The sequence below is a fragment of the Pseudomonas sp. C6002 genome (assembly GCF_013385805.1).
Classification (GTDB): Bacteria; Pseudomonadota; Gammaproteobacteria; order Pseudomonadales; family Pseudomonadaceae; genus Aquipseudomonas.
Map to the genome: position 1 here is coordinate 1 of NZ_JACAPH010000038.1, position 17,809 is coordinate 17,809.

At 63.0% G+C, this 17,809-nt stretch carries 16 protein-coding genes; 6 read left to right on the top strand and 10 right to left on the bottom strand.

Annotated elements, in window-relative coordinates:
- The first annotated feature begins 299 nt into the window (after positions 1-299).
- From HX817_RS27075 to HX817_RS27100, 6 genes are all read left to right on the top strand, one after another.
- Positions 300-1,226: a substrate-binding domain-containing protein gene (locus HX817_RS27075; RefSeq protein ID WP_003215780.1), complete on the top strand. Its 927-nt coding sequence runs from the start codon at positions 300-302 to the stop codon at positions 1,224-1,226.
- A 63-nt stretch (positions 1,227-1,289) separates the two neighbouring features.
- Positions 1,290-2,798 (top strand): sugar ABC transporter ATP-binding protein, encoded by a 1,509-nt coding sequence (locus HX817_RS27080; protein ID WP_008430598.1) that lies wholly within the window; start codon positions 1,290-1,292, stop codon positions 2,796-2,798.
- Positions 2,764-3,756 (top strand): ABC transporter permease, encoded by a 993-nt coding sequence (locus HX817_RS27085; RefSeq protein WP_003215773.1) that lies wholly within the window; start codon positions 2,764-2,766, stop codon positions 3,754-3,756. The genes HX817_RS27080 and HX817_RS27085 overlap by 35 nt, the downstream gene beginning before the upstream one ends.
- 69 nt (positions 3,757-3,825) lie before the next feature.
- A complete protein-coding gene (locus HX817_RS27090) occupies positions 3,826-4,905 on the top strand; it encodes an alcohol dehydrogenase catalytic domain-containing protein (protein WP_032898587.1) in 1,080 nt (359 codons plus the stop codon).
- Position 4,906: 1 nt separating this feature from the next.
- Positions 4,907-6,439: an FGGY-family carbohydrate kinase gene (locus HX817_RS27095; RefSeq protein WP_177041812.1), complete on the top strand. Its 1,533-nt coding sequence runs from the start codon at positions 4,907-4,909 to the stop codon at positions 6,437-6,439.
- Positions 6,440-6,577: 138 nt separating this feature from the next.
- Positions 6,578-7,303: an SDR family oxidoreductase gene (locus HX817_RS27100; protein ID WP_177041814.1), complete on the top strand. Its 726-nt coding sequence runs from the start codon at positions 6,578-6,580 to the stop codon at positions 7,301-7,303.
- On the opposite strand, the gene HX817_RS27105 is transcribed toward HX817_RS27100, so the two are convergent.
- From HX817_RS27105 to HX817_RS27150, 10 genes are all read right to left on the bottom strand, one after another.
- Entirely contained in the window at positions 7,300-8,304 is a 1,005-nt protein-coding gene (locus HX817_RS27105) for a LacI family DNA-binding transcriptional regulator (protein WP_003215765.1), read from the bottom strand. The two genes, HX817_RS27100 and HX817_RS27105, sit on opposite strands and share 4 nt — an antisense overlap.
- A gap of 51 nt (positions 8,305-8,355) precedes the next feature.
- Positions 8,356-9,219 (bottom strand): LysR family transcriptional regulator, encoded by an 864-nt coding sequence (locus HX817_RS27110; RefSeq protein ID WP_003215763.1) that lies wholly within the window; start codon positions 9,217-9,219, stop codon positions 8,356-8,358.
- Positions 9,220-9,383: 164 nt separating this feature from the next.
- Positions 9,384-10,787, bottom strand: coding sequence for an amidase (locus HX817_RS27115; protein ID WP_177041816.1), 1,404 nt, complete (start codon positions 10,785-10,787; stop codon positions 9,384-9,386).
- Entirely contained in the window at positions 10,784-12,055 is a 1,272-nt protein-coding gene (locus tag HX817_RS27120; RefSeq protein WP_087694652.1) for a Zn-dependent hydrolase, read from the bottom strand. The genes HX817_RS27115 and HX817_RS27120 overlap by 4 nt, the downstream gene beginning before the upstream one ends.
- A gap of 13 nt (positions 12,056-12,068) precedes the next feature.
- Positions 12,069-12,764, bottom strand: coding sequence for an ABC transporter ATP-binding protein (locus HX817_RS27125; protein WP_008430585.1), 696 nt, complete (start codon positions 12,762-12,764; stop codon positions 12,069-12,071).
- Complete coding sequence (locus tag HX817_RS27130) at positions 12,764-13,513, bottom strand: ABC transporter ATP-binding protein (RefSeq protein WP_003215756.1); 750 nt, start codon at positions 13,511-13,513, stop codon at positions 12,764-12,766. The genes HX817_RS27125 and HX817_RS27130 overlap by 1 nt, the downstream gene beginning before the upstream one ends.
- The gene (locus tag HX817_RS27135; RefSeq protein ID WP_087694650.1) at positions 13,510-14,520 is read right to left on the bottom strand and encodes a branched-chain amino acid ABC transporter permease; all 1,011 of its coding nucleotides are present in this window, start codon (positions 14,518-14,520) and stop codon (positions 13,510-13,512) included. The genes HX817_RS27130 and HX817_RS27135 overlap by 4 nt, the downstream gene beginning before the upstream one ends.
- Position 14,521: 1 nt before the next feature.
- Positions 14,522-15,382: a branched-chain amino acid ABC transporter permease gene (locus tag HX817_RS27140; RefSeq protein ID WP_003215751.1), complete on the bottom strand. Its 861-nt coding sequence runs from the start codon at positions 15,380-15,382 to the stop codon at positions 14,522-14,524.
- A gap of 67 nt (positions 15,383-15,449) precedes the next feature.
- Complete coding sequence (locus HX817_RS27145) at positions 15,450-16,652, bottom strand: ABC transporter substrate-binding protein (RefSeq protein ID WP_003215749.1); 1,203 nt, start codon at positions 16,650-16,652, stop codon at positions 15,450-15,452.
- Positions 16,653-16,748: 96 nt separating this feature from the next.
- Positions 16,749-17,519 (bottom strand): FadR/GntR family transcriptional regulator, encoded by a 771-nt coding sequence (locus HX817_RS27150; protein ID WP_003215747.1) that lies wholly within the window; start codon positions 17,517-17,519, stop codon positions 16,749-16,751.
- Positions 17,520-17,809: the final 290 nt, after the last annotated feature.

Below are 17,809 nucleotides of genomic sequence, written 5' to 3' on the forward strand. Positions count from 1 at the left end.
GCCAAGGATGGCCCATGACGGCGGCCCACGGTCCAAAGCCGGAGTGAGGGCACTCCGAGCCTAAGCGAGGAGCCGAGTGGTGGGGCAAGAGCGTTTTGCTTACTTTTGCGCTTTTCAAAAGTGAGCCGCTGTAAGAGCGGAACCATAAGCGGCCGTTACCGCAGCAACAGATATGTCCACCACACCCGCCACCACCGATCAAACACCCCTTGCGACCCCCCAGTTTCTTTGCTAGCTTCTTACAAAATGTTAACGATAACATTTGCTCTAAAAATAAAAACAAAACAGAGATCCCCACCATGAAAATGCTTCCGAAAACCCTGTGTTTGTTGGCTCTGAGCATCAATCTTGGCACCGCTGGCCTGGCACTGGCCGACACTAAACCCGCCCCCATCCGCATCGGCGCGTCCTTCCAGGAAATCAACAACCCTTACTTCGTCACCATGAAAGACGCCCTGCAGGAAGCCGGGGCGACCATCGGTGCGCAGTTGATCATCACCGACGCCCGCCACGACGTGTCCAAACAGGTCAGCGACGTTGAAGACATGCTGCAAAAAGGCATCGACATCCTGCTGATCAACCCCACTGACTCCGTCGGCGTGCAATCAGCCGTCAAATCCGCCCACGCCGCCGGCGTAGTCGTGGTCGCCGTCGACGCCCAGGCCGAAGGCCCACTGGACTCCTTCGTCGGCTCGAAGAACTTCGACGCCGGCTTCCAGGCCTGCGAATACCTGGCCAAAAACATCGGGGACAAGGGCAATATCGCCATCCTCGACGGCATCGCCGTGGTACCGATCCTGGAGCGCGTGCGCGGTTGCAAGGAGGCCGTGGCCAAGCACCCGGACATCAAGATCGTGAGCATCCAGAACGGCAAGCAGGAACGTGACCAGGCGCTGACCGTCACCGAAAACATGCTGCAGGCCCAGCCCACCCTCAAGGGCATTTTCAGCGTCAATGACAACGGCTCCCTCGGCGCACTCTCGGCCATCGAAGCCAGTGGCCTGGATGTCAAGCTGGTGAGCGTCGACGGCGCGCCGGAAGCGATCAAGGCCATCCAGAAACCCGGCAGCAAATTCATCGCCACCTCCGCGCAATACCCCCGTGACCAGATCCGCCTGGCCCTGGGCATCGCCCTGGCCAAGAAGTGGGGCTCGCAAGTGCCGGCCACAATCCCGGTGGACATCACCCTGATTGACCAGGCCAAGGCCAAGGATTTCAGTTGGTAAAACACCCAGGCCCCACGCCAGGCGTGGGGCACAGGTCATCCATCTGAATATGAGGTCGGCGGTATGAGCAGTCTTCTGAAACTGGAAAATATCTGTAAGCGCTACCCGGGGGTGCAAGCCCTCAAGGCGATCAACCTGGAAGTGCAGCGCGGCGAGATTCATGCCTTGCTCGGGGAAAACGGTGCAGGCAAATCGACCTTGATGAAGATCCTTGGCGGGGTCGAGCACCAGGACGAAGGGCAGATCCTGATCGACGGTGAGGCTCGGCAGTTCGCGACGTATCGTGATGCGATTGCCGCCGGCATCGGCATTGTGTTCCAGGAATTCAGCCTGATTCCCTACCTCACGGCGGTGGAAAATATCTTCCTCGGCCATGAGCTGAGCAACCGTTTTGGCCTGTTGCGCAAGCGCGAAATGGTCGAGGCCAGCGAGGCGTTGTTCAAGCGCCTCGGTGTCAGTATTGACCTGCAATGCGCGGTCAGGCACCTGAGCGTGGCCGAGCAGCAATTCGTCGAGATCGCCAAGGCCCTGGCCCTGGACGCTCGGCTGCTGGTGCTCGACGAACCCACCGCCACCCTCACGCCGAGCGAAGCCGAGCTGCTGTTCGAAATCATGCGTGAACTCAAGCGCCAGGGGGTGGCGGTGATTTTTATCTCCCACCACCTGGAGGAGATTTTCCAGGTCTGCGACCGCATCAGCGTGCTGCGCGACGGCGGCAATGTGGGCGTCACCGATGTGGCCGACAGCGATATCGACCGCTTGGTGGAAATGATGGTCGGGCGGCGCCTGGAGTGCAGTTTTCCGCCCAAGCCCACCGCCGCACGCGGGCCGCTGCTGCTGGAGGTCAAGGACATCCAGTTGGTGCGCAACGGCCCCCATAACCACTTTGAATTGCACAAGGGCGAGATTCTCGGCTTTGCCGGCCTGGTGGGTTCCGGGCGTACCGAATTGGCGCTGGGCATGATGGGCGCGCTGCCGTCGGTGAGCAAAGACGTGTGGCTGCGGGGTGAACAAATCACCCTCGACGACCCGGCCCAGGCCTTGGCCCATGGCATCGGCCTGCTGCCGGAAAGCCGCAAGACCGAAGGGCTGATCACCGATTTCAGCATTCGCGAAAACATCTCGCTCAACAACCTGCCCAAATACCAGAACGCCAGCGGCCTGATCGACAAGGACAAGGAATGCGCCAGCGTTGAAGCGCTGATGCGCCAGCTGTCGATCAAGGCCCCCAGCGGCGAGAGCCGGGTGTTCAACCTCAGCGGCGGCAACCAGCAGAAAGTCGTGATTGCCCGCTGGATCAACCATCACTGCGACGTGCTGGTGTTCGACGAACCCACCCGTGGCATCGACGTCGGTGCCAAGGCGCAGATCTACGCACTGATGCGCAGCCTCACCGAACAGGGCTACGCAATCATCATGATTTCCTCGGAACTGCCGGAAGTCATCGGCATGTGCGACCGCGTCGCGGTGTTCCACAAGGGCGCCATCGTCAAGGTACTGGAAGCGTCTGCCGTCAATCCTCAAGAGGTCATGCGCCATGCAACAGGGGGCTCAAGTGAATACGTCCATTAATGCCGTGGGGCCTGGCCGGCTGCGCCTGAACCTGGCGCGGTTGATCCGCTCACCGGCGTTTTATCCCTTTGTCGGGCTGCTGGTGGTGACGTTGGTGATGATCTTCGCCAGCGATAACTTCCTGACGGCCAACAACTTGTCGAACATCGCGCGCCAGGTGTCGATCAACGCGATTATCGCGGTGGGCATGACCTGCGTGATTCTCACCGGCGGCATCGATTTGTCGGTGGGGCCGGTGATGGCGTTGTCCGGCACCTTGACCGCCGGCTTGATGGTCGCAGGCTTGCCGCCGGGCCTGGCGATTGGCGCCGGGATGCTGGTCGGCGTGGCGTTCGGCATCGGCAATGGCCTGTTCGTCGCCTACCTGCACATGCCGCCGATCATCGTCACCCTGGCGACCATGGGCATCGCCCGCGGGTTCGGCCTGATGTACACCGACGGCTATCCGATTTCCGGTTTGCCGGAGTGGTTCGGCTTCTTTGGCCGCGAAAGCCTGTTCGGCATTTCGGTGCCGATCCTGATCATGTTGGTGACGTACCTGGCGGCCTATGTGCTGCTGCAACACACCCGCATCGGCCGCTATATCTACGCGATCGGCGGCAACGAGGAAGCGGTACGCCTGTCCGGCGTGCGGGCGGCGCGCTTCAAATTGCTTGTGTATGGCATCAGCGGTTTGACCGCCGCGATTGCCGGGCTGGTGCTGACCTCACGCTTGATGAGCGGCCAGCCGAATGCCGGGGTGTCGTTCGAACTCGATGCGATTGCCGCGGTGGTCCTGGGCGGCGCCTCGATTGCCGGTGGGCGCGGGGTAATCGTCGGCACCTTGCTCGGCGCCATGCTGCTGGGGGTGTTGAACAACGGCTTGAACATGCTCGGGGTCTCGCCCTATGTCCAGAGCGTGATCAAGGGCGGGATCATTTTGCTGGCGATCTTCATCAGCCGTCAGCGCCACAAGTAAACCGGTTATCTCCACGCGGCCATGGTGGCCGCGATGGGTTCTCTCATGCTCAAGAAAGGTCCGCACATCATGGAAAAGCACAACCAAATGCAAGCCGTCGTCTGCCACGGCCCGAAAGACTACCGCCTGGAACGCATCAGCAAACCCCAGGCGCGGGTCAATGAACTGGTGATTCGCATCGCCGCCTGCGGCATCTGCGCCAGTGACTGCAAATGCCACTCGGGCGCCGCGATGTTCTGGGGCGGCGACAACCCGTGGGTCAAGGCGCCGGTGGTGCCGGGGCATGAGTTCTTTGGCTACGTGGTGGAAGCGGGCGAGGGCGCCGAGGAGCACTTTGAGGTGAAGGTCGGCGACAAGGTGATCGCCGAGCAGATCGTGCCATGTGGCAAGTGCCGCTTCTGCAAGTCCGGCAAGTACTGGATGTGCGAGGTGCACAACATCTTCGGCTTCCAGCGTGAAGTCGCCGAGGGTGGCATGGCCCAGTACATGCGTATTCCCAAGACTGCCATCGTGCACAAGATTCCGGAGTCGGTGTCCCTGGAAGATTCGGCGCTGATCGAGCCGATGTCCTGCGCGATTCACACCGTCAACCGCGGTGAGATCCAGCTGGATGACGTGCTGGTTATTGCTGGTGCCGGCACCCTGGGCCTGTGCATGGTGCAGGTGGCAGCGCTAAAAACGCCGAAGAAACTGGTGGTGATCGACATGGTCGACGAGCGCCTGGAACTGGCGAAGCAGTACGGTGCCGACGTGGTGATCAACCCGTCCCGGGATAACGCCCGGGAGATCATCAATAGCCTGACCGACAACTACGGCTGCGACGTGTACATCGAAACCACCGGCGTACCGGCGGGCGTTACCCAGGGCCTGGATCTGATTCGCAAGCTCGGCCGGTTTGTCGAGTTCAGCGTGTTTGGCGCCGAGACCAGCGCCGACTGGTCGATCATCGGCGACCGCAAGGAGCTGGACGTACGCGGTGCGCACCTGGGGCCGTATTGCTACCCGGTGGCCATCGACTTGTTCGAGCGTGGCCTGGTGACGTCCAAGGGCATCGTGACCCATGACTTCGGGCTGGACAGCTGGGCCGAAGCGTTTGAGCTGGCCAACTCGACCAAGTCGATCAAGGTGCTGCTGAAGCCGGTGCTCTGACATGAACTACGTAATGGGTGTGGACATCGGTACGCAAAGCACCAAGGCGCTGCTGGTGGATGCGGACGGCCTGATCATTGCCCAGCACAGCCAGGGGTATCGCGTGGATACCCCGAAAGTGCGCTGGGCCGAGCAGTGGCCGCAGGTCTGGCTGGATGCGGTGGAGGCCTGCGTCGCCCAGTGCATGGCGAAGGCCGGCGTGGCGAAAGAGCAGGTCAAGGCGCTGTGCATCAGCAGCCTGTATGGCGGCTCCGGAATTGCTGTGGACGAGCAGATCACGCCGCTGCACCCGTGCCTGATCTGGATGGACCGGCGCGCGGGCGAGCAAGTGGAGTGGGTGCGCGAGCATGTGGACCTGGAGCGGCTGTTTGCGGTCACCGGCAACTCGGTGGACAGCTACTACGGTTTCACCAAGATGCTCTGGCTCAAGCAGCACCAGCCGCAGGTGTGGGCCAACACCCGCTACCTGCTGCCGCCCAACAGCTACATCAACTGGTGCCTGACCGGGGAGTTGGCGGTGGACCACAGCAGCGCCGGCAATATCGGTGGCGTCTACGATGTGGCCCGGCGCGGCTGGTCGGCCGAGATGCTGGCGGCGCTTGGGATTCCGTTGGCGATGATGCCGGAGCGTTTGCTGTATTCCGGTGAAGTGGTCGGTGGTTTGCTGGAGGAATGGGCCCGGCGGCTGGGCTTGCAGGCCGGCACGCCGATCCTGGCCGGGGGCGTGGATGCGGCCATGGCCACATTGGCGGCCGGGGTGACGCGGCCGGGCAATCACGTGGCGATGATTGGCACCAGCATGTGCTGGGGTTATCTCAATCAGCAGGTGGATGCGCGCCATGGCCTGGTGAGCATGCCCCACGTCTATAACGGCCATCAGGACCTGTACATCTTCGGTGGTGCGATCACCGCCGGGGCGTCGGTGAGCTGGTTTCGCGAACAGTTCTGCCAGGCTGAGGAGCAGCAGGCGAAAGAGACTGGCCAGGACAGTTTGTGGCTGCTGGAGCAGAGCGCCGCAAAGATCCCGGCAGGCAGCGAAGGGCTGTTGTTCCTGCCGTATCTCATGGGCGAACGCAGCCCGGTGTGGGATGACCGGGCCAGCGGCAGCTTTGTCGGGCTGAACCTGTATCACAGCCGGATCCACCTGTACCGCGCGGTGCTCGAAGGGGTGAGTTTTGCCCTGCGGCACAATATCGAAGCGGGCACCCGTGGGGCGCATTCCCTTGATCCACGGCTGATTGTGGTGGGTGGGGCGAGCCATTCGGATTTGTGGATGCAGATTATTGCGGACATCACCCACTTCCCGGTCTACACCATTGTGCAAGAGGTGGAGGCGGCCTTGGGCGCGGCGTTGTTGGCGGCCCATGCGGTGGGGGTGGTGGATGACCGGCAGATGGAGAAAGGTTGGGTGCAGTTGGAGCTGCGGGCGGAGCCGGCGGCGGGGAATGTCGGGGTGTATGACCGGGCGTTTGCCAGCTATCTGGAGCTGTATCCGGCCTTGAAACCGGTGATGCACAGCTTGCAATTGAATTAAGCGAACACTGATCCAAATGTGGGAGCGGGCTTGCTCGCGAATACGGTGTATCAGTGCCGGATTTATTGCCTGACCCACCGCATTCGCGAGCAAGCCCGCTCCCACATGGGATCTCCATCGTTTTAGAGATCGTGAACCATGAACGCTATTTTTGACTTCACCAAGCAGCGCATCCTCGTCACCGGCGCCAGCAGCGGCATCGGCCGGGAAATTGCCCTCCAACTGATCGCCAGCGGCGCCGAGGTTTTCGCCCTGGGCCGCGACGCTCAGGCCCTGGCCCAGCTCGGTTGCGAAACCCTGTGCCTGGACATCGCCAACAGCGCCGCCCTGGACCTGGCCCTGCAAGGCCTGCCGCCGATGCATGGACTGGTCAACTGCGCCGGCATTTCCCGCCTGGAACCCGCCGCGGCCATCAGCGCCGAAGCCTTCGACCAGGTGATGAACGTCAACGCCCGCGCTGCGGCCCAGGTTGCCAGCCGTATCGCCGCTGCAATGATTGAAGCGAAGATTCCCGGCAGCATCGTCAACGTCTCAAGCCAGGCCTCACTGGTAGCCCTGGACGATCACCTCGGCTACTGCGCCTCCAAGGCCGCACTGGACGCCATCACCCGTGTGCAATGCGCGGAATGGGGCCGCTTCGGGATTCGCGTCAACAGCGTCAACCCCACCGTCACCCTCACGCCCATGGCACAGATGGCCTGGTCGGCGCCCGCCAAGCGCGACCCGGCATTGGCGGCGATTCCCCTGGGGCGATTTGCCGAAACGGCGGAAGTGGCACTGCCGGTGTTGTTCCTGCTGAGCGATGCCGCCAGCATGATCAGCGGCGTCAGCCTGCCGATCGACGGCGGCTACACCAGCCGCTAGCCGTTCTCCAGCTTGCCGGCGATCACCACCTTGTCCCGCGGTTTGTGCGGGTCTTCGAGACGGTCCAGCAGCAGCCGCACCGCGCTGCTGCCGGCCAGTGAGGCGTCGTGGGCCACGCAGGCGATCGGCACGCCGAAGATATCGGCAAAGGGCAGGCGGTCGATGCCGCAGATGGTCAGGCTGTCGTGTGGGATGTTGTGCATGCGCAACGCGCGCAAGGCACCAAGGGTGATCAACTGGTTGAAGCCCATGATCGCGTCCGGCGCCGAGTGTTCGGCCAGGTAGTCGAGGGTGTGCAGGTAGGAGGGCATCAGCGTGTAGTCACCGGCACACACTTCAACGTGCACCTGAGGGTGCTCGGCCAGGACTTCTTTCAGGCCCTTGAGGCGTTCCATGGTGATGCGCGAATGCTCGGGCCCGGTCAGCACCAGCAGGCGCTTGAGGTTCGGGGTTTGCCGCACCAGGTACTGCGCCGCCTCGATGCCGCTGTGATAGTTGTCCAGCACCACGCGGCTGAACGGGCTGTCGTGGATCGTGCGATCGAGCAGCACCACCGGCGTCTTGCCGTTACCCAGGCGCTCCAGATAGTCCGGCTGGTAGCTGGGCTCGTCGGAGACCGGCGACAGGATGATCCCCGCCACGCGGTAGCCCAGCAGCGTGTCGACTGCCTTGCTTTCCAGCTCTTCCAGTTCGTCGGTGTCCACCAGCATGATGGTGTAGCCGTGCTTTTTCGCCTCGCGGGAAATCGCCTTGATCATCTCGCTGTAGAAGGGGTTGTCGACCGAGGCGGTGATCACGCCGATGATCAGGCTTTCACTGCGCTTGAGCCCGCGGGCAAAGGCGTTGGGCACATAGTCCAGCTCCCGCGCCACTTCGAGAATCCGCGCCAGGGTGGCGGGCTTGACCAGGTCGGGTTTGCTCAGCGCCCGGGACACCGTGATGGTGGTCATGTTGACCCGTTTGGCGATGTCGCTGATGGTGACGGACTTTTTCTTGTTCATCGGCAGGGGGGAACCAGGAGAAAACAACCTGAGGCTACCATGGGCACGGCTTCAAATCACCGGATCCCAGCGCTGCGACCAATCCTTTTCCGCCTCCACCACCGCCCGCAGCAAGGCCAGTGCCTGCTGCAAAACCGCCGAGTCGCGCTCGCGGGAATACACCAGGTACGTCGGGAAGCTGAACTCCGGCGCCTTGGGCACCCGTTCCATCACACCGCTGTCGAGGTAGCTCTGTACCACCCGCGTGCGGAAATACCCGGCACCGCCGTTTTCCAGGATGTACTGCAACGCCAGTGGCCCCAGATTGAAACTCAGGGCTGCGCGGGCCTTGTCCGGCAGTGCGGCGTCGTGCTGCTGGCGAAAGCCCTGGCCCCAGTCGATATACACGTAGGGCTCGGGCCGGGCGGCCAGTTGCACCAGGATCAGTTTTTCTTCCAGCACCTGCTCCACCTGCAACCCCGGCCAGTATTGCGGCTGGAACACCAAGGCGGCGTCCAGCACCCCCAGCTCCAGTTGGCGCAACAGGTACTCGCCTTCGCGAATCTCGGTGCGCAAGGCATGACCGGGGATGTGTTCACGCAAGGCCTGGGCCCAGCCGAGCATCAGCGGGTTGCACAGGCTGACTTCGCCACCGATGTGCAGCACGTTGCGGTAGCCGTCGGGTAATGGCAGGTCGCGGCGTGCCGCTTCCCAGGTCTGGACAAGCTGGTTGGCGTAGACCACGAACGCCTCGCCGTCCGGGGTCAGGCGGGCACCGGCGCGGTTGCGCACGAACAGGGTGCTGTTGAGCTGGCTTTCGAGGTTTTTGACCCGGGCGGTGATTGCCGTCTGGGTGACGTGCAGTTTCTCGGCCGCCGCGGCGAGGCTGCCGCAGCGGGTGATTTCGAGGAAGGTGCGTGCCAGTTCGATGTCCATAAGGGCCCCTTGGAGAATAGGGGTCATTGTAGGGGCTGATGACTGGAATGCGGGCAAAAAATGTGGGAGCGGGCTTGCTCGCGAAGGCGGTGTGTCAGTCAAGATATCCGGTGACTGACACACCGCCTTCGCGAGCAAGCCCGCTCCCACAGTTTGATTGTATTTCAGGTTGGGGTTTTGGGTGTTTGCAGGTGCTGGGTCGGGAAAGCCCTGGCATAAACCTGGCAAACCTTCAGCACCTGCTCATCCGCAAACCGCGCCCCCACCACATGCAGCCCCACCGGCAACCCATTGGCCGCCAACCCGCACGGCACCGACGCCGCCGGTTGCTGGGTCAGGTTGAAGGGATAGGTAAACGGCGTCCACTCCATCCATTCCCCTAGTCCCGAACCCGGCGGCACATTGTGCCCGGCCTCGAACGCGGTGATCGGCATCATCGGCGAAACCAGCACATCGTAATGCTCATGGAATGCCGCCATGCGCGCCACGAGCGCTGCCCGTGCTTCCAGCGCAGCGCTGTAATCGCTGAGGCTGATCTGTTCGCCCAGTCGGGCAATGCGCAGCAACCCCGGGTCCATCAATTGCCGCTGGGCATCGCTCAACGGCCCGGCCAGGCGTGCTGCACCGGCAAACCATAAAGTATTGAACACCTCCAGGGGATCACTGAACCCCGGATCAATCTGTTCAACCTGCGCGCCCAGCTGCACCAGGCCTTCTATCGCCTGGGCGACCACCCTGGCCACTTGCGGGTCCACATCGACATAACCGAAGTTCGGGCTATAGGCGATACGCAGCCCCTTCAAATCAGCCCCGGCGTGCAACCATGGCGTGGTCCGGGGCGCGCCGATCAAACCATCCCGCGCATCCGGCTGGGCGATGGTTTGCAGCATCAGCACCGAGTCTTCCACGGTGCGGGTCATCGGCCCCAGGTGCGACAGAATCGTCATCGAACTGGCCGGCCATTGCGGCACATAACCGAAGGTCGGCTTGATGCCGAAGGTACCGGTGAAGGCACAGGGGATCCGGATCGAGCCGCCGGCATCGCTGCCCTGGTGCAGCACGCCGAGGTTCAAGGCCGCCGCCGCACCGGCACCACCGGACGAACCGCCCGCCGTCATGCGCGTGTCCCACGGGTTGCGGGTAATGCCATACAGCGGGTTATCGGTGACGCCTTTCCAGCCGAATTCCGGTGTGGTGGTCTTGCCCAGCAATACCGCGCCGGCCTTGCGCATGAAGGCCGAGAAGGGCGCATCCACATCCCATCGACCCTCGGTGGATGTGGTACGCGAACCCTTGCGCGTCGGCATGCCGATGGTCTGCGTCAGGTCCTTGATGGACGCGGGCACCCCGTCCAGGGCCCCGCACGGCTGGCCTTTGAGCCAGCGCTGTTCCGAATCCCGCGCCGCCTTCAAGGCGCCTTCCGGGTCGACGTGGCAGTAGGCGTTGACCGCCGGGTTGTAGCGTTCGATCCGCAGCAATGCGTCTTCGGTGACCTCCACCGGCGACAGGCTTTTATCCCGATAGCGGGCCAGCAGCTCAACTGCGGTCAGGTTGGCGATATCCGTCATGCCGCTTTACCTCCTTGCGCCGCGTTGACCATGGCCCGCAGCAACACCGCGCAGCCCGCCGCCAGGTCATCCGGCGCGGCGTTCTCGATTTCGTTATGGCTGATGCCGCCTTCGCACGGCACAAAGATCATTCCGGCCGGGCCCAGTTCGGCGACGAAGATCGCGTCATGCCCGGCGCCGCTGACGATGTCCATATGGCTCAGGCCCAGGCTGCTCGCGCCATCACGCACGGCGTTGACACAGGCAGGGTTGAAATCCAGCGGCGGGAAGTCGGCAGTGGGTGTCAGCTCAAAGCTCAAGCCGTGTTGCTCGGCGGTGGCTTCGATCACCTGGCGCACTTCGTCGACCATCGCTTGCAGCTTGTCGGCGTGCAGGTGGCGCAGGTCGATGGTCATGTGCACCTGGCCGGGAATCACGTTGCGTGAGCCGGGATGCAGGCTCAGGCAACCGACGGTGCCGCAGGCGTGGGGTTGTTGTTCGTGGGCGATGCGATTCACCGCGCTGACCACTTGCGCCGCGCCTACCAGTGCGTCCTTGCGCAGGTGCATTGGCGTCGGGCCCGCGTGGGCTTCGACGCCGGTGAGGGTCAGGTCGAACCACTTCTGGCCCAGGCAGCCCATGACCACGCCGATGGTGGTGGCCTGGTCTTCCAGCACCGGACCCTGCTCGATATGCGCCTCGAAATAGGCGCCCACCGGGTGGCCCAGCACGGCGCGGGAACCGGCATAGCCGATGCGCTGCAATTCAGCGCCCACCGACAGCCCTTGCTCGTCCTGCTTGTCGAGGGTTTCCTGCAGGTCGAACTTACCGGCGAACACCCCGGAACCCATCATGCACGGCGGGAATCGCGAGCCTTCTTCGTTGGTCCACACCACCACTTCAATTGGCGCTTCGGTCTCGATGTTCAAATCATTGAGGGTGCGGATCACCTCCAGGCCAGCCATCACGCCGTAGCAACCGTCGAACTTGCCGCCGGTAGGCTGGGTGTCGATATGGCTGCCGGTCATCACCGGCTCCAGTGCCGGATTACGCCCGGCACGGCGGGCAAAGATATTGCCGATGGCGTCGACGCTGACGCTGCATCCGGCGGCTTCGCACCATTGCACGAACAGGTCGCGGGCCTGGCGGTCGAGGTCGGTGAGGGCCAGGCGGCACACGCCGCCCTTGGGTGTGGCGCCGAGGCGGGCGAGGTCCATCAGCGATTGCCACAGGCGCTCGCGGTTGATCAGCGGGGCGTTGCTCTGGAGCGGTTGCGCAAAACTATTCATCAGCAATCTCCGGTCAGGCACTCAGGGCCAGGTAACGGTTCTTGATCGTCGGGTCGGCGCGGAAGGCTTCGGCACTGCCTTCGTACACCACGCGGCCCTGTTCGAGGACGTAATGGCGGTCGGCGAGCTTGTCGCAGACCATCAGGTTCTGTTCCACCAGCAGCACCGGCAGGCCGTCTTCCTTGACCTTGCGCAGGATCTTCACCAGCTCGTCGACGATCACCGGCGCGAGGCCTTCGGTGGGCTCATCGAGGATCAGCAGCTTGGGATCGTTGAGCAGCGCGCGGGCGATGGCGAGCATCTGTTGCTCACCGCCGGACAGCGCGTGGCCGGCGTTTTTGCGGCGTTCCTTGAGGCGCGGGAACATGCCGTACACGTCTTCCATCTGCCAGCGGCTGGTCTTGCGCACGGCAATGCGCAGGTTTTCCTCCACCGTGAGCAGGCGGAAAATCCCGCGGTTCTCCGGCACCAGCGCCAGGCCCTGGCGGGCGATTTCGAAGATTTTCTGCCCCACCAGCGGCTGGCCGTTGAAGTGAATCTGGCCCTGGCGCGGGCAGATAATCCCGAGGATGCTGCGCAGGGTGGTGGTCTTGCCGGCGCCGTTGCGCCCCAGCAGGGTCACCAGTTCGCCAGGGTTGACGGTCAGGGACACGCCTTCAAGGACGTGGCTCTTGTCGTAGTAGGAATGGATATTGTCGACGGTCAGCATCAGGCGGCTTCTCCCAGGTAGGCGGTGCGCACGCGCTCGTCGGCGCGCACGAATTCCGGTGTGCCTTCCACCAGGATCTGGCCGTGGCTCATCACGGTGATGCGTTGGCTGATGGACATGACGATGCTCATGTTGTGCTCGATCAGCAGCACGGTATGGTCGCGGCCGAGGTCGCTGATCAGTTGGGTCATGATCGGGATGTCGTCGATGCCCATGCCCGAGGTGGGTTCGTCGAGCATCAGCAGCTTGGGTCTGGAGCAGATCGACATGCCGACTTCCAGCACCCGCTGCTGACCGTGGGACAACTCGCCGGCCAGGGTGTCGGCGCGGGCGGTGAGTTGCAGGCGTTCCAGCACCTGGTCGGCCATTTCCAGGTGTTCGCGCTTGCTGTCGACCCGGCGCCAGAAGTTCAGGGCGCGGGCTCCGTCGCGGCCCTGGGCGGCCAGGCGCAGGTTCTCGCGCACGCTGAGGTTCTGGAACAGGCTGGTGAGCTGGAACGAGCGGGCCATGCCCAGGCCGACGCGGCCGTGGGCCGGTTTGCGCATCAGGTTCTTGCCGTCGAAATGAATTGCCCCGGCGGTGGCCTGGCGTTCGCCGGTCAGGCAGTGGAACAGACTGGTCTTGCCCGCGCCATTGGGGCCGATGATGGTGTGGATGGTGCCGGCTTCGACCTTGAGGTTGACACCGTTCACCGCGTGGAACGCACCGTAGGCCAGTTCCAGGTTCTTGGTTTCCAGCAGGATGCTCATGACAGCTTCTCCTTGGTCACAACGTCGGCCTTGCGGCTGCCGCGCACACGGTCGAACAGGGTCGACAGACCGCCCCACAAACCGCCGCGCATGAAGATCACCACCAGGATCAGGATCACCCCCAGCAGCATCAGCCAGCGCGGCCACAGATCGGAAAGGAAGTCCCCCAGCAGCACGATGGAACCGGCGCCCAGCAACGAGCCGAACAGCGAGCCGGTGCCGCCGACGATGGTCATGATCAGGATGTTTTCGGACATCGCCAGGTCGATGTTCGACAGCGGCACAAAGTGCAGCAGCATCGCGTACAGCGCCCCGGCAATCCCGGTGACGGCGCCGGACAACACGAACACTAGGATCTTGAAGTGGCGGGTGTCATAGCCGATGGCCGAAGCGCGGGTTTCGTTTTCGCGAATCGCCATCAGCGTGCTGCCGAATGGAGAGGCGATCACCCGGCGGGCACCGATGAAGATCAGCAGGAACAGCACCGCGACAAACCCGTAGAACGCGCGGGCGTCGGTCAGCGACAGCAGCACGGTGTCACCGATGCGGATTTCCGGGCGCGGCACGCTGAGCAGGCCGTTGTCGCCGCCGGTCCAGTCGCTCAGGGTGTAGGCGACGAAGTAGGCCATCTGGCTGAAGGCCAGGGTCAGCATCACGAAGTAAATGCCGGTGCGACGGATCGCCAGGGCGCCCACCAGGAAAGCCAGGAAACCACCGGCGACGGCGGCACCCAGCAGTGCGCTGAACAGCCCCAGTTGCAGGTGAATCATCAACAGCGCCGCGCAGTAGGCGCCGGCCCCGAAGAAGATGCCTTGGCCGAACGACAGCAGCCCGGTGTAACCCAGCAGCAGGTTGCAGGCGAGGGCGGCCATGGCAAAGATCAGGATCTCGGTGGCCAGGGTCGCCGAGGGCAGAATCAACGGCAGGCCGATCAACACCACGAGCACCAACAGCAGCATGTAGCGCGACTGGGTCTTGGCGAACGGCAGGGGATTTTTCTCGCTCATGTCAGGCTCTCCCGAACAGGCCGTAAGGACGCACCAGGATCACCACGGCCATCGCACCGTAGATCATCAAGCTCGCGCCCTGGGGCCAGAGTGTGGTCATCAGGCTTTGCACCACGCCGACCAGCAGGCCGCCCACCAGTGCACCGCTGAAGGAACCCATGCCGCCGATCACCACCACCACGAACGCCACGCCGAGGATTTCCGGGCCGACAAAGGGCTGGGCGCCGCGCAACGGGGCGAACAGCACACCGGCCACACCGGCGAGGGCCACGCCGAGGGCGAAGGTCATGGAGAACAGGCGGAAAATGTTGGTGCCCAGCAGGGACACGGTTTCCGTGCTTTCACTGCCCGCCCGCACCAGGGCGCCGAAGCGCGTGCGTTCCAGCAACAGCCACAGGCCCAGGCCGACGAGACCGGAGAACACGATCAGGAACAGGCGGTAGTAGGGGTAGACAAAATCGCCCACCACCAGCACCCCGCGCAGCAATTCCGGTACGGCGACGCTCTTGCCCACCGGGCCCCAGATCATCACGCTGGCTTCCTGGATGATCAGGGCGATCCCCAGGGTCACCAGAATCTGGAACATGTGCGGCAAGTGATAAATCCGCTGGATCAATAATCGCTCGATCACCCAGGCCAGCGCGGCCACCACCAGCGGCGCGATCAGCAGTGCCAGCCAGAAGCTGCCGGTGAGGCTGACGGCGGTGTAGCAGATGTAGGCACCCAGCAGGAAAAACGCACCGTGGGCGAAGTTGACGAAGTTCAGCAGGCCGAAAATGATCGTCAAGCCGACCGCGATCAGGAAGTAGATCATCCCAAGGCCCAGGCCGTTGAGAATCTGGAACAGGTAAAGATTAAGCATGCAGGAACCCTCGGCAGGCGGCCGCATGAGCGGCCCTGCGCTGTGTCACCAGTAGATTTTCAGCGGATCAGCCGAGCACGCAGCCCGTGGCTTCCACCGGCGGGAACGACTGGCCGGAGCTGAGCACCTTGGCCAGATCGTCCTTGTCGGCCATGTCGCCTGCGGCCTTGCCCACCAGCAGGTAGTAGTCCTTGATCACCTGATGGTCGCCGGCGCGGATCGACTCCTTGCCGGTGGGGCCTTCGTAGCTCAGGCCCTGCATGGCCTTGGCCACGGTCGGCCCGTCGAAACTGCCGGTGGAGATGATGGTTTCGAGCATGACCTTGGTGCTGATGTAGTCGGCGGCCAGCGGGTAGGTGGGGTTGATGCCGTATTTGGCCTTGGTGAGTTTCACCAGGTCACGGTTGAGCGGGGTGTCGACCTGATGCCAGTACTGAGCGCCGAGGTACACACCTTCCAGTACGTCACTGCCCAGCTCCTGGAACTGGTCGAGGCCGGCGGACCACACCAGCAGCACTTTCATGCGCTCCTTGATACCGAAGTTCACCGCCTGGCGCAGGGTGTTGGACGACTGGCTGCCGAAGTTCAGCAGTACCAGCACATCGGGTTTGGCGGCGATGGCATTGGTCAGGTAGCCGGAGAACTCCTGCTCCTGCAGCGAGTGGTAGCTGTTGCCGGCGTGTTCCAGGCCATGCTCGGCCAGCACCGATTTGGCGCCTTCGAGCAGGGCTTCGCCGAACACGTATTGCGGGGTGATGGTGTACCAGCGCTTGGCGTCGGGCAGCAGCTTGATCAGCGGCACGAGGGTCTCGCGGATTGCGCCGTAGGTCGGCACCGACCAGCGGAACGTGGCGCTGTTGCAGTCCTTGCCGGTGACTTCATCGGCGCCCACCGGGGTCATGAACACGCCACCGGCCTTGCTCACTTCCTTGGCCACCGCGAGTGCCGAAGACGACAGGGTACAGCCCTGGAAAAAGCGTGCGCCGTCCTGCTGGATCGCTTCCTGGACTTTACGCACGGCCTTGCCGGCGTTGCCTTCGGTGTCGATCACTTTGTAGACCAGCGGGCGGCCGAGCAACTCGGGATGCTGTTCCACCGCGAGGCGTGAACCCATGTCGGCAAATTTGCCATAACTGGCAAAGGCGCCAGACATGGACTTGAGGCCGTAAAAGGTAAAAGGCTCGGCGGCGAATGCAGAACGCACGCTCAGCGGGAGGCTGAGGGCGGCGGCTGCGGTGAGACTGGCTTTCAACAACGTACGACGCTGCATGGGGTGACTCCCTGGATTAGTTATTGGCAGGAGTGGCAATGGCGATACGGTGGAGCACGGCCTGTGGGCAGGCCTTTTATTGGTGGAGGGTGCGGCTTAGTGGTTGTGGTCGAACTCCAGCAGAAAGTGCGGGCTGACTTCACCTTCAAGGGCGGTCATGTGGTGTTCGGCGTCGCACATGTGTTCGTGCATCAGGCTGCGTACGGTGGCTTCGTCTTCGGCCCGGAAGGCGATCAGCAGTTGTTTGTGGTAGTCGAGGTTGGCGGCGTCGAATTGCTTGCGCTTGGGTTTGTAGGCTTTTTTCAGCACGACCAGGTCACGCAGCAGGTCGTTGAGGAATTGCGCCATGAAGCTCAGCAGCGGGTTGGGGCAGGCCTTGGCCAGCAGGTTGTGGAATTCCAGTTCGGCGATGCGTTGTTCGCGTTGGCCGGCTTCGCTGTCTTCGGGGGCGCTGCAGAAATCGACGTTGTCCTGGAGGGCGCGGTAGTCGTCTTCGCTCAGGCGGCCCAGGACCGAGACGGCGAGTTCGACTTCGATGACTTTGCGCAGCTGGTAGACCTGCTCGCCGTCCAGGTGCTGGAAGTGCAGGTAGTTGCGCAGGGCGCGGCTGGCGGGTTCGGTGCCGGCCTGGTTGAGATAGGCGCCGCCGCTGGGGCCGGTGCGGGTGTTGACCAGGCCTTCGACTTCCAGCGCCTTGAGGGCTTCGCGGGCGGAGCCTTTGGAGCACTGGAAGCTTTCCATCAGTTCGCGTTCGGTGGGCAAGCGGTCGCCGGGCTTCAGGGCGTCGGTGACGATGGAGCGTTTGACCGACTCGACGATCACGTCGGAGAGCTTCTGGCGTTTGCGGCGCAGCGGGCGGCTTAGCATGGTGTTTGATTGATCCTATTAATGCGGATTAATAGTACTTAATAGGGGTTTGGGGTGGGGCGTCAACGGAGGGGGTCGCTTTTGGTTTGGATGGGTCGTAAATGGTGGGGGTGTGCATATCCGTTTCTTCGGTTATGGCTGATATTGGTTCCGCTCTTACAGCGGCTCACTTTTGAAAAGCGCAAAAGTAAGCAAAACGCTCTTGCCCCACCACTCGGCTCCTCGCTTAGGCTCGGAGTGCCCTCACTCCGGCTTTGGACCGTGGGCCGCCGTCATGGGCCATCCTTGGC